Origin of the sequence: Corynebacterium sp., assembly GCF_043426755.1 — a bacterium.
Lineage (GTDB): Bacteria > Actinomycetota > Actinomycetes > Mycobacteriales > Mycobacteriaceae > Corynebacterium.
Genome location: NZ_JBHWRP010000048.1, coordinates 1 through 18,110, shown reverse-complemented (window position 1 = coordinate 18,110; position 18,110 = coordinate 1). Strand labels below are relative to the sequence as shown.

Below are 18,110 nucleotides of genomic sequence, written 5' to 3'. Positions count from 1 at the left end.
GGGGCATCGACGACGGCGTTCGGAGGCAGGAACGGGTCCTGGGCGCGAGGCTGGGCCGCCTGGGGGCGGGGCGCGCTGGTCTCGGTGGCGGTCGCCTCAGGCTCCGCGAGGTGCGAGACCTTTTCCGAGGACTCGGTGACGCCCTGGTTGGAGGATTGGGCCACGTCGGTGGAGCCGGTCTCCTGGGACGCAGGTGTGCCCGCGAACCAGACGAGCCAACCGACCAGGCCAGCGATGAGGATGCCGGCGATGATGAAGGCGATGACGCCAGTTCTCTGTTTCTCCATGGGCGATCCTCCTTTCACGCGCTTTCACGCGAAGGGCGACAAACGGTCACAAACAGATAACAAGTTATCAGAGTAATACCCCAATTTTCGGCTAGACACCATTCGATTACACACCTTTGAGGGGAAGGAATGGGGGTGCGAGCACGTAATGGCCTGAAAAATTGCCAATAATCACGGAAAACTCGGCTGCGCAGTGGACAAAACTATGCCGGAGCAAGTAGGCATTAGTACTGGGAGCCAATTGTCGGACTCTCCGCTGACTTTTATGTGAGGAGCACCTTATGAGCACGTGGGACGATGAAATCTTCGCCGAAGACATCAACGTCGATTTTCTTGACGAGCTTGCAGAGCTTGACGACGAAGAGGTAGTCGAAGCTGTAAGCGATGCCTGCCTGCTTGCCGCCAACCAGGACAACGCCACCGAAGACGAACTACTCAACGGGCAAGCCGCCGCAACCATTGCGGCGATCTGGGCCGGGGCACCCTTCTCGGCAGGGGATGTGGCGGAAGAATACCCATTCATTCGCTCGCTGATGGGGGAGGGCTCGGAAGCCTTGGCGGAAGCGGCCGTGACTGTGTTGGAAAACGTTGACACGGATCACGATATTGATCAGTTCATCGAGGCGCTCGCCTAAACTCTGCGGACATGTCAGCGCGTAGACTTTGCTGCCAGTTCACGCAGTGTTCTGCACGGTGATCTGCAAGGGGGGAAAACTTCGGGCTAGAGTGGTGTTGTTTTCAAAGAACACGTTTTAGACATCATTTTGGCAAGGAGTTTTACCTACATGGCATTTGACTACAAGATCGCAGACATCAATCTCCACGAGATTGGTCGCAAGCAGATCGACTTAGCGGAGCACGAGATGCCGGGCCTGATGGCCCTGCGCGACGAGTACGCCGACGAGCAGCCATTGAAAGGCGCTCGGATTGCCGGCTCGATCCACATGACCACCCAGACCGCTGTGCTCATTGAGACGTTGACCGCGCTGGGCGCAGAGGTCCGTTGGTCCTCATGCAACATCTTCTCCACTGAGGACCCGGCTGCGGCGGCAATCGTCGTCGGCAAGAACGGCACTCCTGAGGACCCACAGGGCGTTCCTGTGTTTGCCTGGAAGGGCGAGACCTTGGAGGAGTACTGGGACTGCGTCAACGAGATTTTTAGCTGGGGCGAAGGCGTCTACCCGAACATGATCCTGGACGACGGCGGCGACGCCACCATGGCCGTGATCAAGGGCGCCGAGTTCGAGCAGGCCGGTGCCGTGCCATCGCCACAGGACGGCGACTCCGATGAGCAGGTAGTCTTCTACGCCATGCTGAAGCGCACCCTGGAAGAGGGCGGCAACAAGTGGACCGAGACCGCTAAGTCGGTCAAGGGTGTCACGGAGGAAACCACCACTGGTGTGCACCGCCTCTACCATTTCGCGCGCGAGGGCGTGCTGCCTTTCCCTGCGATGAACGTCAACGACGCGGTGACCAAGTCCAAGTTCGATAACCGCTACGGCACCCGCCACTCGGTGATCGACGGCCTGAACCGTGGCACCGACATGCTGATCGCCGGCAAGAAGGCGCTGGTGTGCGGCTACGGTGACGTGGGCAAGGGCGTTGCTGAGGCGCTCGATGGCCAGGGCGCCATCGTCGCCGTGACCGAGGTCGACCCGATCAACGCGCTGCAGGCGCTAATGGACGGTTTCGATGTGGTGCTTACCGACGAGGCGATCGGCGATGCGGACATCGTGATCACCGCGACCGGCAACAAGGACATCATCACCTTCGAGCAGATGCAGAAGATGAAGGACCACGCGGTCCTGGGCAATATCGGCCACTTCGACAATGAGATCGACATGGCCTCCCTGATCCACCGCGATGATGTCACGCGCACCAACATCAAGCCACAGGTGGACCTGTTCACGCTGCCGAATGGCAACTCGATCATCGTGCTCTCAGAAGGCCGCCTGCTGAACCTGGGCAACGCGACCGGCCACCCATCGTTTGTGATGTCGAACTCCTTTGCTGACCAGACGATTGCGCAGATCGAGCTGTTCCAGAACGGCGACAACTACGACAATGAGGTCTACCGTCTGCCGAAGATTCTGGACGAGAAGGTCGCGCGCGTCCACGTCGAGGCCCTCGGCGGCCAGCTGACAGAGCTGAGCAAGGAGCAGGCAGAGTACATCGGTGTGGACGTGGCTGGCCCATACAAGCCGGAGCACTACCGCTACTAATGATTATCACGATTGAAGGCATCGACGGGGCCGGCAAGAACACTCTTGTTCAGGCCCTGCGTGCTGAGCTTTCGCAGGTTTTCGTCGAGGTAGCCTCCCTGGCTTTTCCGCGTTACGACGAGTCCATCCACGCCCAACTCGCCCAGGAGGCTCTGCATGGGCGGATGGGCGATCTCACCGACTCCGCCTACGCCATGGCCACCCTGTTTGCTTTGGACCGCGGCGGGGCAAAACCCCAGCTGGACGAATATGCGCGTGACGACGAGCGTCTGTTGCTTTTGGACCGCTATGTCGCGTCGAATGCTGCCTATACGGCGGCTCGGACCGGCGACTATGGGGGGATCGAGTGGGTGGGGCAGCTCGAATTTGGGCGGCTGGAATTGCCACGCCCGCAACTGCAGATCTTGCTCGCGACGGCCCCGGAGGAAGCGTCTAAACGCGCGCAGAAGCGAGAGGCGGCGGACGTGACCCGCACGCGGGACCGCTATGAGCGCGATGGCGGGCTGCAACAGGCCACTTTTGAGGCGTATCGTCACCTTGCCCAGACCAACTGGGAGGGTCGATGGGTGCATTCGGATGACGCGGGCGCTATTCTGCAAGAGATCCGAAAACTGTAAAAAGGTCTGTACCGCCTAAAGGAGCCGGCATGTCCAACAAGATTCTTGTCGTCGATGATGATCCAGCGATCTCCGAAATGCTCTCGATTGTCCTCGAGGCTGAGGGCCTGGACCCCGTGGTCGTCAATGATGGCAACGAGGCGGTCCCTGCGTTCCGCGAACACGACCCAGACCTGATCTTGTTGGACCTCATGCTCCCAGGCATGAACGGTGTGGACATTTGCAAAGCAATCCGCGCGGAATCCGCGGTGCCGATCGTCATGCTCACCGCCAAGACCGACACGGTGGACGTCGTTCTGGGACTGGAATCGGGTGCAGATGACTACATCACCAAGCCCTTCAAGCCGAAGGAGCTGGTGGCACGCATCCGGGCGCGCCTGCGCCGTAACGACGAGGAACCCTCCGAGATCATCGAGGTGGGCGATCTGACGATCGACGTGCCACAGCACATGGTCAAACGTGGCGACGAGGAAATCTCACTGACCCCGCTGGAGTTCGACCTGCTGCTGGAGCTTGCACGCAAGCCGAAGCAGGTGCACACCCGTGAGGAACTGTTGGAATCGGTGTGGGGCTACCGCCACGCCTCCGATACCCGTCTGGTGAACGTCCACGTGCAGCGTCTGCGTTCCAAGATTGAGAAGGATCCGGAAGACCCACAGATTGTGCTGACCGTGCGCGGTGTGGGCTACAAGACCGGCAACCCTGACGAGTAGTTGGGAGCAGTCCTCTGATCCACAGACTCAAAAGGCTTCGCGCCCACCTTTCCGAAACGTGGCGGACCTCTTTGCAGGTGCGCTTCATCGGCTCCGTCATGATCGCCTCAGGCGCGGTCATGCTGCTGCTGGCATTTGCCCTGTCCACTGTGGTGACGCAGCGGCTGGTGGATACCAAGATCGACGTTGCCGACAGCCAGATTGATCGTGCCCGCGCCACGGTCGAGCAGCAGATTAATGCCACGGGTTCGTCGTCAAGCATGCAGGTGCGACTGAACTCTGCCCGGGCATCTCTGTCGAGCCAGAACCAGAACACCGCGGAAACCCCTGCGGTGTTCGAACCTGTGCTGATTGTTGAAGGCGTTGGAGGCGAGGTCACCGCGAGCCCGGAGGGGTACCGGATCCCGGAAAATCTGCGCAATTTTGTTTCCCAAGGCCAGGTGTCCTACCAGTTTGCGCCGCTGGAGCGTGCCGACGGGACGGCGTTTAATGCGCTGATTATTGGCACACCGACGGAAGCTGACATCCAAAACCTGCAGGTGTACCTGGTGATGTCGATGGAGTCCGAAGAATCGACGATGGCGTTGATGCGCGGACTGCTTGCCACGGCGGCCCTGGTGGTTATCGTGCTGCTGGTCGGCATCGCGTGGCTGGCGACCCAGCAAATCACTGGACCGATCCGGTCCGCTTCGCGCATCGCGGAACGCCTCGCCTCCGGCCACCTGCGGGAACGCATGGCTGTGGAGGGTGAAGATGAGATGGCCCGGCTCGCGTTATCCTTTAACAATATGGCCGACAAGCTTTCCAGCCAGATCCATCAACTCGAGGAATATGGTGACCTGCAGCGCCAGTTCACCTCTGATGTCTCCCACGAGCTGCGCACGCCGCTGACGACGGTGCGCATGGCGGCGGACATGATTGCTGCCGAAGAGGACTCGCTTGAACCGCACACGAAGCGCGCCAGCCAGCTGATGATCCGCGAGCTCGACCGCTTCGAGGCGCTGCTGGGTGACCTGCTGGAGATCTCTCGCCACGATGCAGGCGTGGCGGACCTTGCGGTGTCCACCATTAAAGCGCAGGCGCCCCTGGAATCGGCGTGGCAGCAGACCAAGCATCTGGCTGCAGAGCTGGACGTGGACGTCACCTTCGATGTGCCGGAGGAACCCGTCACCATGGAGGGCGATACCCGTCGCATCGAAAGGATCCTGCGCAACCTGCTGGCCAACGCGCTGGACCACTCGGATGGTAACCCGGTGAACGTGCGACTAGCCGAAAATGAGGACGCGGTGGCCTACACGGTGACCGACCACGGCGTGGGGTTGAAGCCCGGGCAGGAGGAGCTGGTGTTCAACCGCTTCTGGCGCGCGGACGCCTCGCGCAAACGCCACTCCGGCGGCACCGGTCTCGGTCTTGCCATCGCACGCGAGGACGCCGTCTTGCACAAGGGCATCCTCGACGCCGGCGGCACCGCGGGGGTGGGCTCGCAGTTCCGCCTCGTTCTGCCGAAGAAGTCCGACGTCGGGTTTGCCGAAGCGCCACTGCCGCTGAGCCCGCCGGTCGGACCCACCCTGGAGGCAACACCATGATGCAAAGAAAGCGCAGGCGGGCCGTCGCGGTGTCAGCCCTGGCCGTGGTGACGACGGCGTCGCTGGCCCTCGGGTCCTGCACCAGGCTGCCGGCGAACACGGAACCGCAGGCATTGCGCACCTTTGACCGCAACGTCGCCGCGGAAGAACTCCATGAGCCGCAGCCAGGTTTGGAACCGGACTTGTTGTTGCGTGATTTCTATGCGGCGTCCGCCATTCCCACCGGCGACTATTCCGCTGCCCGCAACTATCTCACCGCGTCGGCCGCGGAGGCGTGGGATCCGCACGATTCCACGTTGATCGTCGACCGGATCGACCTGACCACCCAGCCCGGCGGAAACGCGCAGCGCCGCAGCCTGTCGGTGCGCGGTGAGGTGATCGGCTCTTTGGAAGAAGGCGGCGCCTATGTGCCCCAAAACGGAGTGTACGAAGCGACCGTGCAGTTGGAACAGGTCGATGGTGAGTGGCGCGTGGCATCCTTGCCCGCCGGCGTGATCATGGAGCGCACCGAGCTGAGCAACCAGTACCAGCCGCACCACATCTACTTCCTGAATTCGACGGGCGAGGCCTTGGTGTCGGACCGGCGCTGGGTGTTCGACGGCACCGATTCCCTCGATTCGGTGCTGCTCAGCTTGATCGCGGCCGGCCCGACCAGCCGGCTCGCCCCGGCCATCGCCGAGAGCTTCCCGGAGGGAGGCACCTATATCGGTAAGACCGACGGCGTGTACGAGTTCAGCGGTTTGGCCGGAATGGACCAGGAGCGCCGCACGAAGTTCGCCGCCCAGGTGGTCTGGACGCTGGCACGGGCCGGCATCAGCGGCCCCTACCGGATTGCGGCGGACGGGGCACCGTTGCTTGACGACGACGATGGCTTCAATCCTGATGACTTCGCCACCATGAACCCGCAGGCCACCAACCAGGAGGTCGCCCAACTCTATGCGCTGACGGACTCGCGGCTCTACTCGGTGGACAATGAGGAAGCCACGCCCGTCGACGGGCCGCTCGGAACGGCCGGCGATATCTCTTCGATCGACATCACGGCCGATGGGTTTGCAGCCGCCGTCCTCAATTTGCCTGACGACGAAGGCCAGGCTTTTTCCGTCGGTGGCATCGTTAATCCGCAGACTGAGGTGCTGCGCGCAAACGCCATCACGCGGCCGAGTTTCGAAGGGGATGGCAATGTGGCCTGGGTAGCCATCGATGGAGAGCGGGTGATCCGCGCGGTCCGCTCCACGGCTTCTGGTGAGGTGGTGAGCAGCGAGGTGGGCGCGACCTTCCTCGAGGACATCGACGGGGAGATCTCTGTGCTGCGGTTGTCCCGTTCGGGCTCGCGTGTCGCCATGATCATCGATGGGCGCCTGTTCACCGGCATCGTGGGACAGTCCGCGGCCGGTGAGCGCAGCATCGTCAATGTCCTCGAGTACGCAACCGACTTCGGTGGGTCGATCATCTCCGCGGAGTGGAAGACAGACGGCTCATTGGTCGTCGGAACGTCCTCCCCGGATGCCCCTGTGCTGCGAGTGGAACAAGACGGCTCCGCGGTGACCACTTTGTCCACCGGTAATATCAACGCGCCGGTCGTGATGGTGGCGGCCAGCCCCACCATGGTCTACGCCACGGACGCCAACGCGCTCCTTCAGCTGCCCACCCAGGGCAGTGACTACCCGAACTGGCGCGAGGTCCCCGGACTGCAAGGTGTTCGCGCGGCCCCAGTGGTGGCCAACTAGAACCGTGTGGGAGCTGCTTTTGCCCCGCCATTGCGCCGGGTGCGGCACGCCGGGCGAGCATCTCTGCGCCATCTGCCGGAGGGAACTTGCAGCCCCGCCGGAGCGTGTCGTGCCGCCCGCCAGCCCCCACGTCCCGGTGTTTGCGATGGGCACGTATTCCGGCGCCCATCGCGGGGTGATCCTGGCGATGAAGGAGCGCAACAACCTGGTTGTGCGGCGCCACGTCGGCGCGGTGTTGCGCGCCGGGTTGGAATATCTCGAGGTCAGAGGGGAGATCACGCCGCCCGTTGTGCTGGTTCCGGCACCGACCAGGCGTTCGTCGGCACGCGCGCGAGGCGGCGACCCGGTCACGGCGATCTGCACAGCGTCGGGGTATCCGGTGGTGCAGGCGGTGCGTATCGACGACGCGACCACCGACCAGGCAGAGCTGACCGCGGCGGAGCGGCGCAAGAATTTGGCGGGGCGGGTGCGTGTGGGGGCCGTTCCAGGCGGGCAGGTGGTGCTTGTCGACGATGTTGTCACCACGGGGGCGACGCTGCAGGCGACGGCGTCGGCCCTGCTCAGTCGGGGCGTGGATGTGGTGGCCGCGGTGGTGATCGCTGCCGCCTAGGAAATTAATTGGGGGTTTTGGCCTATGTGGTTATGACCAGCTGTATGATAGGAGATACAACCAGTCCCCATCTAGTAGGGAGGAAGCAGATGACCACTGCAGAAAACAATGAAGTCCTGAGCCCCGACGCACAGGTGACCATCACCGGCCGCAATGTCGAGGTTCCAGAGCACTTTCAGGAACGCGTGAACAAGAAGCTGGCACGGATCGAGAAGCTGGATCCGACCCTGACATTCTTCCACGTTGAACTGCAGCATGAGCCAAACCCGCGTCGCGAAGCACAGTCGGACCGGATTCAGATCACCGCTACCGGTAAGGGCCACATCGCCCGCGCCGAGGCGAAAGAGGACAGCTTCTACGCAGCGTTGGAGACCGCGCTGGCGAAGATGGAGCGTTCCCTGCGCAAGGTGAAGGTCCGTCGCAACACCGCGAAGTCTGGTCACCGCGCACCGAAGTCCACCGGCCAGGTTGCAGCCGAATTGGTTGCAGAGGCACAAGAGGCAAAGGCGAAGGCACCAGGCCAGTACGAGGTCGACCCGTACGAGGGCACCGTCGATGATGTCGAGCCGGGCCACATCGTTCGCACCAAGGAACACTCGGCCACGCCGATCAGCGTGGACCAGGCACTGAGCGAAATGGAGTTGGTGGGACACGACTTCTACCTCTTCGTTAATGAAGAGACCGGACGTCCATCCGTGGTATACCGTCGCCACGCCTTCGACTACGGTTTGATCTCCCTGGTCCCAGAGGAAGAAGCATAAACTTTCTCCGGCACCTCAGACGCCCCCGCCCCTGAAGGTGGGGGCGTCGCCGTTGCTGGCGTTGCCCAGAGCTCCCAAATCATTAGTAGGGTCTGGAGCGTGCGTACAATGGCTCGTTGATACTAGAATTTCTACCCCCAAGACAAAGGACAAAACACGTGTTTGGACTGTCCAAGCTGCTCCGGGCCGGTGAAGGCCGTACCGTCAAGCGTCTGAAAAAGATCGCTGAAGATGTTATCGCTCTCGAAGACGATTACGACAAGCTGACCGACGAGGAACTCAAGGCGAAGACCGACGAGTTCAAGGCGCAGCTGGCCGACGGGGCAGAATTGGACGACATCTTGCTCGACGCGTTTGCCACCGCCCGCGAAGCAGCATGGCGCGTGCTGGGGCAGAAGCCATACTTGGTCCAGGTGATGGGTGCTGCAGCGCTGCACTTCGGCAACGTCGCCGAGATGAAGACCGGTGAAGGCAAGACCCTGACCTCGGTTTTGGCGGCCTACCTCAACGCTTTGGAGGATAAGGGCGTCCACATCGTTACGGTCAATGACTACTTGGCGAAGCGTGACGCCGAGATGATGGGCCGTGTGCACCGCTTCCTCGGCCTCGAGGTCGGCGTGATCTTGAGCGAGATGCGCCCACCTGAGCGCAAGGTCGCTTATGCCGCAGACATTACCTACGGCACCAACAATGAGCTGGGCTTCGACTACCTGCGCGACAACATGACGCGTTCGCTCAATGACTTGGTGCAGCGCGGCCACAACTTCGCCATCGTGGATGAGGTGGACTCGATTCTTATCGACGAGGCCCGTACCCCACTGATTATTTCCGGCCCGGTGGACGGCTCCTCGCAGTTCTACAACGTGTTCGCCCAGCTGGCACCGCGCATGCGCGAGGGTATTCACTATGAGGTGGACAAACGCAAGCGGACCATCGGTGTGAATGAGGAGGGCGTGGAGTTCGTCGAGGACCAGCTGGGTATCGACAACCTCTACGCGCCAGAGAACTCGCAGCTGGTCAGCTACCTCAACAACGCGATCAAGGCGAAGGAGCTGTTCGAGCGCGATAAGGATTACATCGTCCGCCAGGGCGAGGTCATGATCGTCGACGGCTTTACCGGCCGTGTCCTTGCGGGCCGCCGTTATAACGAGGGTATGCACCAGGCGATCGAGGCGAAGGAGGGCGTGGAGATCAAGAATGAGAACCAAACCCTCGCGACGGTGACCCTGCAGAACTACTTCCGCATGTACGACAAGCTAGCGGGCATGACCGGTACCGCAGAAACCGAGGCGGCCGAGCTCAACTCGATCTACGGCCTTGACGTGGTGGCGATTCCGACCAACCGTCCGAACCAGCGCATCGACCGCGATGACTTGATCTATAAGACGCAGGAGGCGAAGTTCTCGGCAGTGGCCGACGATATCGCCGAGCACGTCGAAAACGGCCAGCCGGTGCTGGTGGGTACCACTTCCGTGGAGCGCTCTGAATACTTGAGCCAGCTGCTGCAGAAGAAGGGCATCAAGCACAATGTGCTGAACGCGAAGTACCACGAAGAAGAAGGCCGCATCATCGCCGAGGCGGGCCTGCCGAAGCAGGTCACAGTCTCCACGAACATGGCTGGCCGCGGTACCGATATCGTGCTGGGTGGTAACCCGGAGGTCCTGCTGGACCACCGCCTGAAGAATGAGGGCCTAGACCCCTTCGAGGACGAGGAGCGCTACCAGGAAGCCTGGGATGAGCAGCTGCCGCAGGCACGTGAGCGTTCGAAGAAGCTGGGCGATCAGGTGCGCGAGTCCGGTGGCCTGTACGTGATTGGTACTGAGCGTCACGAATCCCGCCGTATCGATAACCAGCTGCGTGGCCGCTCCGGCCGCCAGGGTGACCCGGGTGAGACTCGTTTTTACCTGTCCATGCGCGATGATCTGATGGTGCGCTTCGTGGGCCAGTCCATGGAGAACATGATGAACCGCCTCAACGTGCCGGACGATGTGCCGATCGAGGCGAAGATGGTGTCCAACTCCATCAAGGGCGCCCAGGCTCAAGTGGAGAACCAGAACTTTGAGATGCGCAAGAACGTGCTCAAGTACGACGAGGTGCTCAATGAGCAGCGCAAGGTGGTCTACCGTGAGCGCCGCGAAATCCTCGAGGCGAAGGACATTAAGAACCAGATCCGTCGCATGATCGACGAGACCGTCGGCGCCTACGTTGACGGCGCTACCTACGACGGCTACGTGGAGGACTGGGACCTCGACGAGCTGTGGAACGCACTGGACAGCCTGTATGGCCCGACTTTCAGTCCGCAGGAGCTGATCGACGGCTCCGAGTACGGTTCGCCCGGTGAGCTCAGTGCTTCCCAGTTGCGCGAGGCGCTTATCGACGATGCGAACAAGGCCTACGACGAGCTGGAAGCGAACGTGAGCGCCATCGGCGGCGACTCCCAGATGCGCAATATTGAGCGCATGGTGATCTTACCGATCATCGATTCGAAGTGGCGTGAGCACCTCTACGAGATGGACTATCTCAAAGAGGGCATCGGCCTGCGTGCCATGGCGCAGCGCGATCCACTGGTGGAGTACCAGAAGGAGGGCGGCGATATGTTCCACGCGATGAATGACGCCGTGAAGGAGGAAACCGTCCGCCAGCTGTTCCTACTGCGTAAGCAGTTCCAGCCGGCAGAAAACGCGGACTCCTCGGAAGATACTTCGGTCACAGAAGCCTAGGGTGGCTTAGAGCACACGAAAACTGGTGAGCCGTCCGCGATCCATGCGGGCGGCATAACCATATCTGCGCCCGGCTGACACGGCAGTTCCAAATACTTCGCCGTCTTCGCGCACGTGGCAGGATTCCAGCGTGACTGGCCCTTGCCGGCGGACGCGGCGGCGCTGCGACATCACATTGTTTAACACGGTGCGGCTGAACCTCGCGCGTTGCAGCGCTTGGATCTGGCGGATGCCAAAGGTGGCATCCAGCGCCACTTTGACCAATGGGGCAGCGGCGCGCCGCGGGACACCGGGCGTGGTTGCGCTGGTGTCGTCGTCACGCGCACTGCGTTCAGGCGAAGGCTGCGCCGAGTTGGAGCTGTCTGGGACGAGCACCTGAAGGTACGTGTGGCCGGGGACGGGATAGAGCATGTTTGCCTCCTCGAATGGGAATTTCGGGAGAGCAGATACGACGTGGGCTAGGTATCATTGTGGCACGATAGGCACGATCCCGCTCGGCGGGGAGATCGCGCCGGATCACACACCAAGATTGATCAAGATAGAGCAAGGTAGAGGAAGACTTTTTATGCGAGGACTCGTTGTGGATTATGTCGGCGTGCTCGACGCCGATGCTGAAGATCAGCGCCGTTGGCAGGCACTGTTCGCCGCGGTGCGTGAGGCGGAAGTGGCCACCGCGGTGCTGTCCAACGATCCCGGCGGCGATGGGGCTGATCCGATCCGCGAGTGGGAGTTCCGTGGCCACGTCGATGCCGTGCTGCTCTCCGGTGAGATCGGCTACGAGAAGCCCGAGCGCGCAGCTTTCCAGGCGGCCGCCGACGCGCTTGATGTTGCGTTGGTGGATTTGGTGCTTATCGACGACAACATCCTGAACGTCCGTGCAGCGGTGGAAAACGGGATGATTGGCATCCTGCACACCAGCTTCGACCGTACCGTGGTGGAGATCCAGTCCCTGTTAGATATTGAGGGCGAGTTCTAGTGCGCGTCTATATTCCCGCCACGTTCGCGATGCTGGAGACCCTGGAGCAGGCCGGTGAGATGCCGGTCCGCAATGGTTGGGGTTTCGCGGCGACTCCGGAGCTGACGGAGTTTTTCACCTCAGGTGATCAGGAAGAGATCGAGATGGTGGCATTTGATGATGCCGCATTGGCCTCGATCCGGCTGCTCGCGATCGGGGATGAGGAGAAGTTCCCCCACCGTCGCGTCGTCGTGTCCGTGGATGTGGACGCGGAAGGCCACCCGGACATGGGTGAATCCGTGGTGAAGGTGGCGGGCCCGGTGCGTCTGGAGGACGTGGCCGCGATCCACATTGATCTGGAAGAGGCCGAGGAAGCGACCGCCAAGGCGATCGAGCTTGTCGACGCCGCAGACCTTGGCGATCAGGACGCCGAGCTGGCAGTAGGGGACGCCCAGGACAACTACCTGGCGTTTTATGACCCCTCGGAGCTACCTTTCTTGATCGAACTGCTCTAGACGGCTCTAGCCGTCCTGGAGGTCTTTGACGTCCCACTCATTGTTGGACCGCAGGGCGCCGAGGAGTCGGCGGACCGCCATGGCGCGGCGGTAGGTGGCGGTATCCTCGTCAAGCTTGTCCCAGGCACACTCCGGGTCCGCGGGCGGGCCGGCGTGGGTGCAGCCGCGGGGGCAGTCGGCGGAGGCCTCCTCCAAGTCCTCGAACACGGCGACGATATCGTCGGGGGAGACGTGCGCCAAGCCGAAGGAACGAATGCCCGGGGTGTCGATGATCCATCCGCCTTCCGGCAGTTGCAAAGCCACCGACTGGGTGGAGGTGTGGCGGCCCTTGCCCACGCCGGAGACATCGCCGGTTTCGCGGTCCGCATCCGGCACCAGGCGGTTGACCAGGGTGGACTTGCCCACACCGGAGTGACCGATCAAGGCGGAGACGCGGTCGTCGATACGCGCGTGTAGTGCGGTGAGATCGTCGTCGATGCCGGTGGTGAGTACGTCCACGTTGAGCTCTGCGAACTCGGCGGCGAACTCGGCAGGGTCGGCTAGGTCAGACTTGGTGAGGCAGATGACCGGTTCGATGCCGCCGACAAACGCCGCGATGAGGGCACGTTCGACGAAACCGGTGCGCGGTGGGGGATCAGCCACCGCGGAGACGATGAGGAGGACCTCGGCGTTGGCGACGACGATGCGCTCGTAGGGATCGGTGTCGTCGGCGGTGCGACGCAGCACGGAGGTGCGTTCCTCGCGCTTCACGATGCGCGCCAGAGTGTCCTTCTTGCCCGAGGTGTCGCCGACCACGCCGACGCGGTCGCCCACCTCAATGGAGGTGCGGCGCATCTCGCGGGCGCGCATGCACGTGACCACACGCTCGGCTCCGTCAGAATCGAGGACCACGCCCCAACGGCCACGGTCCTTGGTGACCACCATGCCGTACTCAGCGTCTTTGTGCTTGGGGCGGTCCTTGGTGCGGGGGCGTGAACCCTTGCCGGGGCGCACGCGCACGTCTGATTCGTCGTAATAGCGCCTAGTCACGGATCATGTCCGCCCACATGTGCTCGAACCCGGGAAGGGTCTTGGAGGTGGTGCCAATATTTTCCACCTGCATGCCGGGAACCACGGTGCCGATGATCGCGCCGGCCGTAGCCATGCGGTGATCGTCGTAGGAGTGCCACGTGCCACCCGTCAGCGGCGCCGGGGTAATGCGCAGCCCGTCCGCTAGCTCCTCGCACTTCCCGCCGAGATTGTTGATCTCAGTGGTCAGTGCTGCGAGCCGGTCGGTTTCATGCCCGCGCAGATGGGCGATGCCCGTTAGTTCTGAGGGGGAGTTGGCCAACGTCGCAAGAGCCGCGACGGTGGGGGTGAGCTCGCCGATATCGCTCATGTCCAAGGTGATGCCATGCAGGTTGCCACGCTGTGGCCCGCGTACTTCCAGGGTGTGGGTGGGGCCGTCGGCGTGCAGCGTGACTTCGCAGCCCATGCGGGCCAGGACATCGCGGATGACGTCGCCGGGCTGGGTGGTCTCAATCGGCCAGTTCGGGATACGGACCACACCAGCGGTGATCGCCGCGGCGGCCAGGAAGGGGGTGGCGTTGGACAGGTCCGGTTCGATGCGCCAGGTCCGCCCCTGGATTTCACCGGGTTTCACGGTCCACTCGTTTTCGCTGGCGGTGACTTCTACACCGGCTTTGCGCAGCATGTCCACGGTCATTTCGATGTGGGGCATCGACGGCAGGGTTGCGCCGGTGTGGTGGACGATGAGCCCGCGGTCGAAGCGTGCGCCGGCCAGCAGCAGCCCGGAGACGAACTGGGAGGAGCCGGAGGCGTCGATCTCCACGCGGCCACCGTCGGCATGTCCTTTGCCGTGGACGGTGAAGGGCAGGGAATCGCCGGCGACATCGACGCCGAGTTCGCGCAGACCGTCGAGGATTTCTCCCATGGGGCGGTTGCGGGCGTAGACATCGCCGTCGAAAAGCACGCGCCCGTTGGCAAAGGCCGCGACGGCTGGGGCGAAGCGCATGACAGTGCCGGCCAGCCCGCAGTCGACCTCGCCGCCGGTGAGTTCGCCGGGTGTGACGGTAATTTCGTCGACATCATCCGCACCTTGTGTGCACTCTGCATGGTCGAATGTCACGCCCATGGCGCCCATGGCGGCTTCCATGAGGTCGGTATCGCGCGAGCGCAGCGCCCCGACCAGCTTGGATGGGTAGGAGGCGAGCGCGGACAGGATATAGGCGCGGTTGGTGATGGACTTGGACCCGGGGACCACTTGCGTGTGGGTGACGGGGCCATCGGCGACGGGTACAGGCCAAAGATCGGTCATGCAGTCCATAATAGAGGTATGTGTGGACGATTCGTACTCTTTACCACCGGCGATGAGCTCATGGCAGAAATCGGCGACCTGCCCGGCGTGCGCGAGGTCCACGCCCCGGACGGCCTGCCCGGCCCGCGCTATAACGTTGCGCCCACGCAGAAGGTCCCGCTTGTGCGTATCGACGAAGGCCTGGCCACCGTGGACCCCGCCCGCTGGGGGCTGCTGCCTGGCTGGAAGAAGGACGACTCCGGCCCGCCCCTGTTTAATGCGCGCGGGGAGACCGTTGCCGACAAGCCCTCATTCCGCTCCGCGTTCAAGTCGCGCCGCAGCATCATGGTGTTGGATGGCTACTACGAGTGGCATGAGAAGAAGCCTTATTATGTGCGCCGCCCGGAGGGCATGCTCTACGTCGCTGGCCTGTGGGATAGCGGTGGCGGCGAGGGGGCAGGCTTATCGACGACGATGGTCACCACCGATTCTCACGGCGGCATCGAGTGGCTGCACCACCGTTTACCGCTCTTCCTCACGCGTGAGCAGATCCCGCAGTGGGTGAGTGGTACCCCGGAGGAAGCGTTGGAGTTGATCCAGCCGAGCGCGCTTGCCGACGAGCTGATCTGGCAGGAGGCCGACCCCGCCGTCGGCAATGTGCGCAATGATTATGAGGAGCTGCTTTCTGATTCCTCGGCTCCGACAACACTCTTCTGATGTTGTTCTGAGCTGGGCGCGGGCGCAGATGATCGTCGTAAAGCGAGTGACATACAATGGCCGTTATGTCGCAGACTGAACTGACCGAGCGCTTTACTGATGAAGCCATGCCGCTGCTGGACCAGCTGTATGGTGGCGCGCTGCGCATGACGCGCAATCCGCAGGATGCCGAGGACCTGGTGCAGGAGACGTATCTGAAGGCGTTTAATGCGTTCGACAGCTTCAAGCCGGGGACGAACCTGAAGGCGTGGATGTACCGGATCATGACGAATACGTACATCAACACCTACCGGAAGAAGAAGCGTCGGCCGCTGGAAACCTCCGCGGAAGATATGACGGATCGCCAGCTGTATACCACCAGCTCGCATGATTCGACTGGGCTGCAGTCCGCCGAGGTGGAAGCGCTGCAGAATATGCCGAACTCGCAGATCACAGAGGCGTTGAACTCGCTGTCCGACGACTACCGCATGGTTGTCTACCTGGCTGATGTGGAGGATCTGGCGTACAAGGAAATCGCCGAGATCATGGACACTCCGGTAGGAACTGTGATGAGTCGCCTGCATCGGGGAAGAAAACAACTCCGCGCGTTGTTAAAGGATGTAGCGGCCGAAAAAGGCATTGGGTTGGACCATCCCGACATGCAGGAAGGAACCAAGGAATGAGCATGCAAGACCACCAAGGTGATTGCAGCGGGAACTGCGGTCAGGCACAAGCATTGCTGTGTGAGCTTCTCGACGACGAAACCACTGCTGCTCGTGCCGAAGAGATCAAGCAGGAAATCTCTCGGTGCCCGGAATGCTTCCATCAGCTGCAGTCGGAGCGGGCAGTGCGCGAACTCGTCCGGGGATGCTCCGGGTGTGAGCCGGCCCCAGAGACGCTGCGCACCCGTATTATTGAGCGGATTACCGTGACGTACCAGGAGATGCGCTTCCAGTAGCGGCTGCTGGGCGGAGAAAACAGCACCCCACCAACCAGAACGGTGGTGGGGTGCTGTTTCGCTTGAGATGCTGTTCTTATGCGTTTGGACGCTTACCGCGGTTTGCGCTCTTTTTGCGGCGATCCTTACGCTTACGACCACGCTTCGACATGTGCGGGCCTCCTTTAAATCTCGTCAGTGGTTAGTTTCTCCCCACTGACTTTAGTGTTCGGTCTCGCCGGTGGGAAATTAGGGTCTATGTTTATGCGGTAACGCGTGTGCGACGGCCGCGGGCCTTGTTGCGACGCTTCAGTGCGCGACGCTCTTCTTCGGACAGGCCGCCCCAGACGCCAGCATCCTGGCCGGTTTCCAGTGCCCACTTTAGGCACATGGAGGTTACTGGGCAGCGGTTGCAGACCAGCTTGGCCTGCGCGATCTGGGATAGTGCAGGGCCGGAGTTCCCGACTGGGAAGAACAGCTCTGGGTCTTCGTCTCGGCAGACAGCTTCGTGGCGCCAATCCATGGTGATATGCTCCTTAAAAATTGTTGAACAGCGTGTGTTGTGCGCACCACTAACAGCCTCCTGGTCGGAAGCTGTTGCAAAGATTGTGCTTTCTAGGTGGTGGGACGGCAGTCCTACGGTGGTTCCGAGGCCCATCAACTTTACCTAGCGTTAACCCCGTGGTGGCTTGGGGTTAAAGGCTGATTCATCAGCCGGTTGTTTTTGCTACCCGAGAATCATGACATGTAATCAAGATTTCCGCTAGGGGTAGAAAGCGTTTTGTAACCAAGATCACGTAAATATAATACTTAGACCCCTATTGCTTGGGTAGATAAAACTACAAGCTCGATGGTGTGGCATGCGCTTGAGCAGGGGTAATCGTCGAAAAGCGTCGATGAGCACTTTCTGGCAAAGGTCAAATTATGTGGACCTTTCCCACTATCGGCCGGGGTGTGGAATTTGCTTCTGTGGCACCATGTGATAGACGCAAAAGCGGGGTTAGACGGATTTACCGGCATGTAACCACGCCTTTACATAGGCTTTTTAGGGCAGGCTAGACTAGCTTCCGTGACGAACAACGATGCTTTGAATGATCCCGCCGACAACTCAGACGCTCCCGTGAGTCTGGGGCCGCCAGCGCCGCTACGCTTTGCTGCAATTGTGGCCCTCCTGCAGTCGGTGGCGGCAATCGTGTACGGCATTACACTGGCGGTCCGCGATCTGCAGGGGGAAGAAGACCCCACGATCGTTTCCGACAGTGCCAATGCTCAATTCATTGGCCTGGGCACCGCGGTGTATATCTGGATCGTTTTCGGCATCGTCGCAGCTGGTGCCATCGCTTTGCTGCGCGGCGCGACCTGGGGCCGCGGCCTGCTTGTCTTTATGCAGATCCTGCTGTTTGCAGTAGTTTTCTTCATGTTCAAGGGCGGGGCGATTCTGCTGGGGATCGTGACGGGGCTGTCCGTG

Annotated in this window: 20 protein-coding genes and 1 pseudogene; 15 read left to right on the top strand and 6 right to left on the bottom strand. The window is 61.7% G+C overall.

The window, feature by feature from the left end:
* A pseudogene (locus ACHFGA_RS04895) lies at nt 1-287 on the bottom strand (hypothetical protein); the annotation flags it as partial.
* Nucleotides 288-568: 281 nt separating this feature from the next.
* Here ACHFGA_RS04895 and ACHFGA_RS04890 point away from each other — a divergent pair.
* The 9 genes from ACHFGA_RS04890 to secA all read left to right on the top strand — a co-directional run bounded on the left by ACHFGA_RS04890 (nt 569) and on the right by secA (nt 11,243).
* A complete protein-coding gene (locus tag ACHFGA_RS04890) occupies nt 569-922 on the top strand; it encodes a DUF4259 domain-containing protein (RefSeq protein WP_394281303.1) in 354 nt (117 codons plus the stop codon).
* 150 nt (nt 923-1,072) lie between these two features.
* Entirely contained in the window at nt 1,073-2,509 is a 1,437-nt protein-coding gene (gene ahcY / locus ACHFGA_RS04885) for an adenosylhomocysteinase (protein ID WP_394281302.1), read from the top strand.
* Nucleotides 2,509-3,126: a dTMP kinase gene (locus tag ACHFGA_RS04880; RefSeq protein WP_394281301.1), complete on the top strand. Its 618-nt coding sequence runs from the start codon at nt 2,509-2,511 to the stop codon at nt 3,124-3,126. Before ahcY ends, ACHFGA_RS04880 begins: the two co-directional genes overlap by 1 nt.
* A 29-nt stretch (nt 3,127-3,155) precedes the next feature.
* Nucleotides 3,156-3,839, top strand: coding sequence for an MtrAB system response regulator MtrA (gene mtrA, locus ACHFGA_RS04875; RefSeq protein WP_394281300.1), 684 nt, complete (start codon nt 3,156-3,158; stop codon nt 3,837-3,839).
* Nucleotides 3,840-3,910: 71 nt separating this feature from the next.
* Nucleotides 3,911-5,425 (top strand): MtrAB system histidine kinase MtrB, encoded by a 1,515-nt coding sequence (mtrB, locus tag ACHFGA_RS04870; protein ID WP_394281299.1) that lies wholly within the window; start codon nt 3,911-3,913, stop codon nt 5,423-5,425.
* On the top strand, nt 5,422-7,152 hold the full coding sequence (lpqB, locus tag ACHFGA_RS04865) for an MtrAB system accessory lipoprotein LpqB (RefSeq protein ID WP_394281298.1): 1,731 nt from the start codon (nt 5,422-5,424) through the stop codon (nt 7,150-7,152). Before mtrB ends, lpqB begins: the two co-directional genes overlap by 4 nt.
* A gap of 145 nt (nt 7,153-7,297) precedes the next feature.
* Nucleotides 7,298-7,762, top strand: coding sequence for a ComF family protein (locus ACHFGA_RS04860; protein ID WP_394281297.1), 465 nt, complete (start codon nt 7,298-7,300; stop codon nt 7,760-7,762).
* A gap of 89 nt (nt 7,763-7,851) precedes the next feature.
* On the top strand, nt 7,852-8,523 hold the full coding sequence (gene hpf, locus ACHFGA_RS04855; protein WP_394281296.1) for a ribosome hibernation-promoting factor, HPF/YfiA family: 672 nt from the start codon (nt 7,852-7,854) through the stop codon (nt 8,521-8,523).
* Nucleotides 8,524-8,681: 158 nt separating this feature from the next.
* Nucleotides 8,682-11,243 carry a preprotein translocase subunit SecA gene (gene secA / locus ACHFGA_RS04850; protein ID WP_394281295.1) on the top strand — a complete coding sequence of 854 codons (2,562 nt, stop codon included), beginning with the start codon at nt 8,682-8,684 and terminating at the stop codon, nt 11,241-11,243.
* 6 nt (nt 11,244-11,249) lie between these two features.
* On the opposite strand, the gene ACHFGA_RS04845 is transcribed toward secA, so the two are convergent.
* A complete protein-coding gene (locus ACHFGA_RS04845; protein ID WP_394281294.1) occupies nt 11,250-11,654 on the bottom strand; it encodes a hypothetical protein in 405 nt (134 codons plus the stop codon).
* 154 nt (nt 11,655-11,808) lie between these two features.
* Here ACHFGA_RS04845 and ACHFGA_RS04840 point away from each other — a divergent pair, with 154 nt between their 5' ends.
* Both ACHFGA_RS04840 and ACHFGA_RS04835 read left to right on the top strand, forming a co-directional pair.
* A complete protein-coding gene (locus ACHFGA_RS04840; protein ID WP_394281293.1) occupies nt 11,809-12,219 on the top strand; it encodes an HAD family hydrolase in 411 nt (136 codons plus the stop codon).
* Nucleotides 12,219-12,713 (top strand): DUF6912 family protein, encoded by a 495-nt coding sequence (locus tag ACHFGA_RS04835; RefSeq protein ID WP_394281292.1) that lies wholly within the window; start codon nt 12,219-12,221, stop codon nt 12,711-12,713. Before ACHFGA_RS04840 ends, ACHFGA_RS04835 begins: the two co-directional genes overlap by 1 nt.
* A 6-nt stretch (nt 12,714-12,719) precedes the next feature.
* Here the strand turns inward: ACHFGA_RS04835 and rsgA are convergent, their stop codons facing one another.
* Together rsgA and aroA are read right to left on the bottom strand one after the other, a co-directional pair.
* Nucleotides 12,720-13,742, bottom strand: coding sequence for a ribosome small subunit-dependent GTPase A (rsgA, locus tag ACHFGA_RS04830; protein WP_394281291.1), 1,023 nt, complete (start codon nt 13,740-13,742; stop codon nt 12,720-12,722).
* Nucleotides 13,735-15,030: a 3-phosphoshikimate 1-carboxyvinyltransferase gene (gene aroA / locus ACHFGA_RS04825; protein WP_394281290.1), complete on the bottom strand. Its 1,296-nt coding sequence runs from the start codon at nt 15,028-15,030 to the stop codon at nt 13,735-13,737. Before aroA ends, rsgA begins: the two co-directional genes overlap by 8 nt.
* An 18-nt stretch (nt 15,031-15,048) precedes the next feature.
* Here aroA and ACHFGA_RS04820 point away from each other — a divergent pair, with 18 nt between their 5' ends.
* The 3 genes from ACHFGA_RS04820 to ACHFGA_RS04810 all read left to right on the top strand — a co-directional run bounded on the left by ACHFGA_RS04820 (nt 15,049) and on the right by ACHFGA_RS04810 (nt 16,663).
* On the top strand, nt 15,049-15,726 hold the full coding sequence (locus ACHFGA_RS04820) for an SOS response-associated peptidase (protein WP_394281289.1): 678 nt from the start codon (nt 15,049-15,051) through the stop codon (nt 15,724-15,726).
* Nucleotides 15,727-15,791: 65 nt separating this feature from the next.
* On the top strand, nt 15,792-16,388 hold the full coding sequence (locus ACHFGA_RS04815; protein ID WP_394281288.1) for a sigma-70 family RNA polymerase sigma factor: 597 nt from the start codon (nt 15,792-15,794) through the stop codon (nt 16,386-16,388).
* Nucleotides 16,385-16,663 carry an anti-sigma factor gene (locus ACHFGA_RS04810; protein WP_394281287.1) on the top strand — a complete coding sequence of 93 codons (279 nt, stop codon included), beginning with the start codon at nt 16,385-16,387 and terminating at the stop codon, nt 16,661-16,663. Before ACHFGA_RS04815 ends, ACHFGA_RS04810 begins: the two co-directional genes overlap by 4 nt.
* Nucleotides 16,664-16,739: 76 nt before the next feature.
* Here the strand turns inward: ACHFGA_RS04810 and ACHFGA_RS04805 are convergent, their stop codons facing one another.
* A complete protein-coding gene (locus ACHFGA_RS04805; protein WP_100227335.1) occupies nt 16,740-16,814 on the bottom strand; it encodes a 50S ribosomal protein bL37 in 75 nt (24 codons plus the stop codon).
* Between the two features lie 90 nt (nt 16,815-16,904).
* Nucleotides 16,905-17,165, bottom strand: a complete 261-nt coding sequence (locus ACHFGA_RS04800; RefSeq protein ID WP_394281286.1) for a WhiB family transcriptional regulator — start codon at nt 17,163-17,165, stop codon at nt 16,905-16,907.
* A gap of 546 nt (nt 17,166-17,711) precedes the next feature.
* Between ACHFGA_RS04800 and ACHFGA_RS04795 the strand changes: the two genes are divergently transcribed.
* A partial coding sequence (locus tag ACHFGA_RS04795; protein WP_394281285.1) for a hypothetical protein occupies nt 17,712-18,110 on the top strand: 399 nt, incomplete at its 3' end.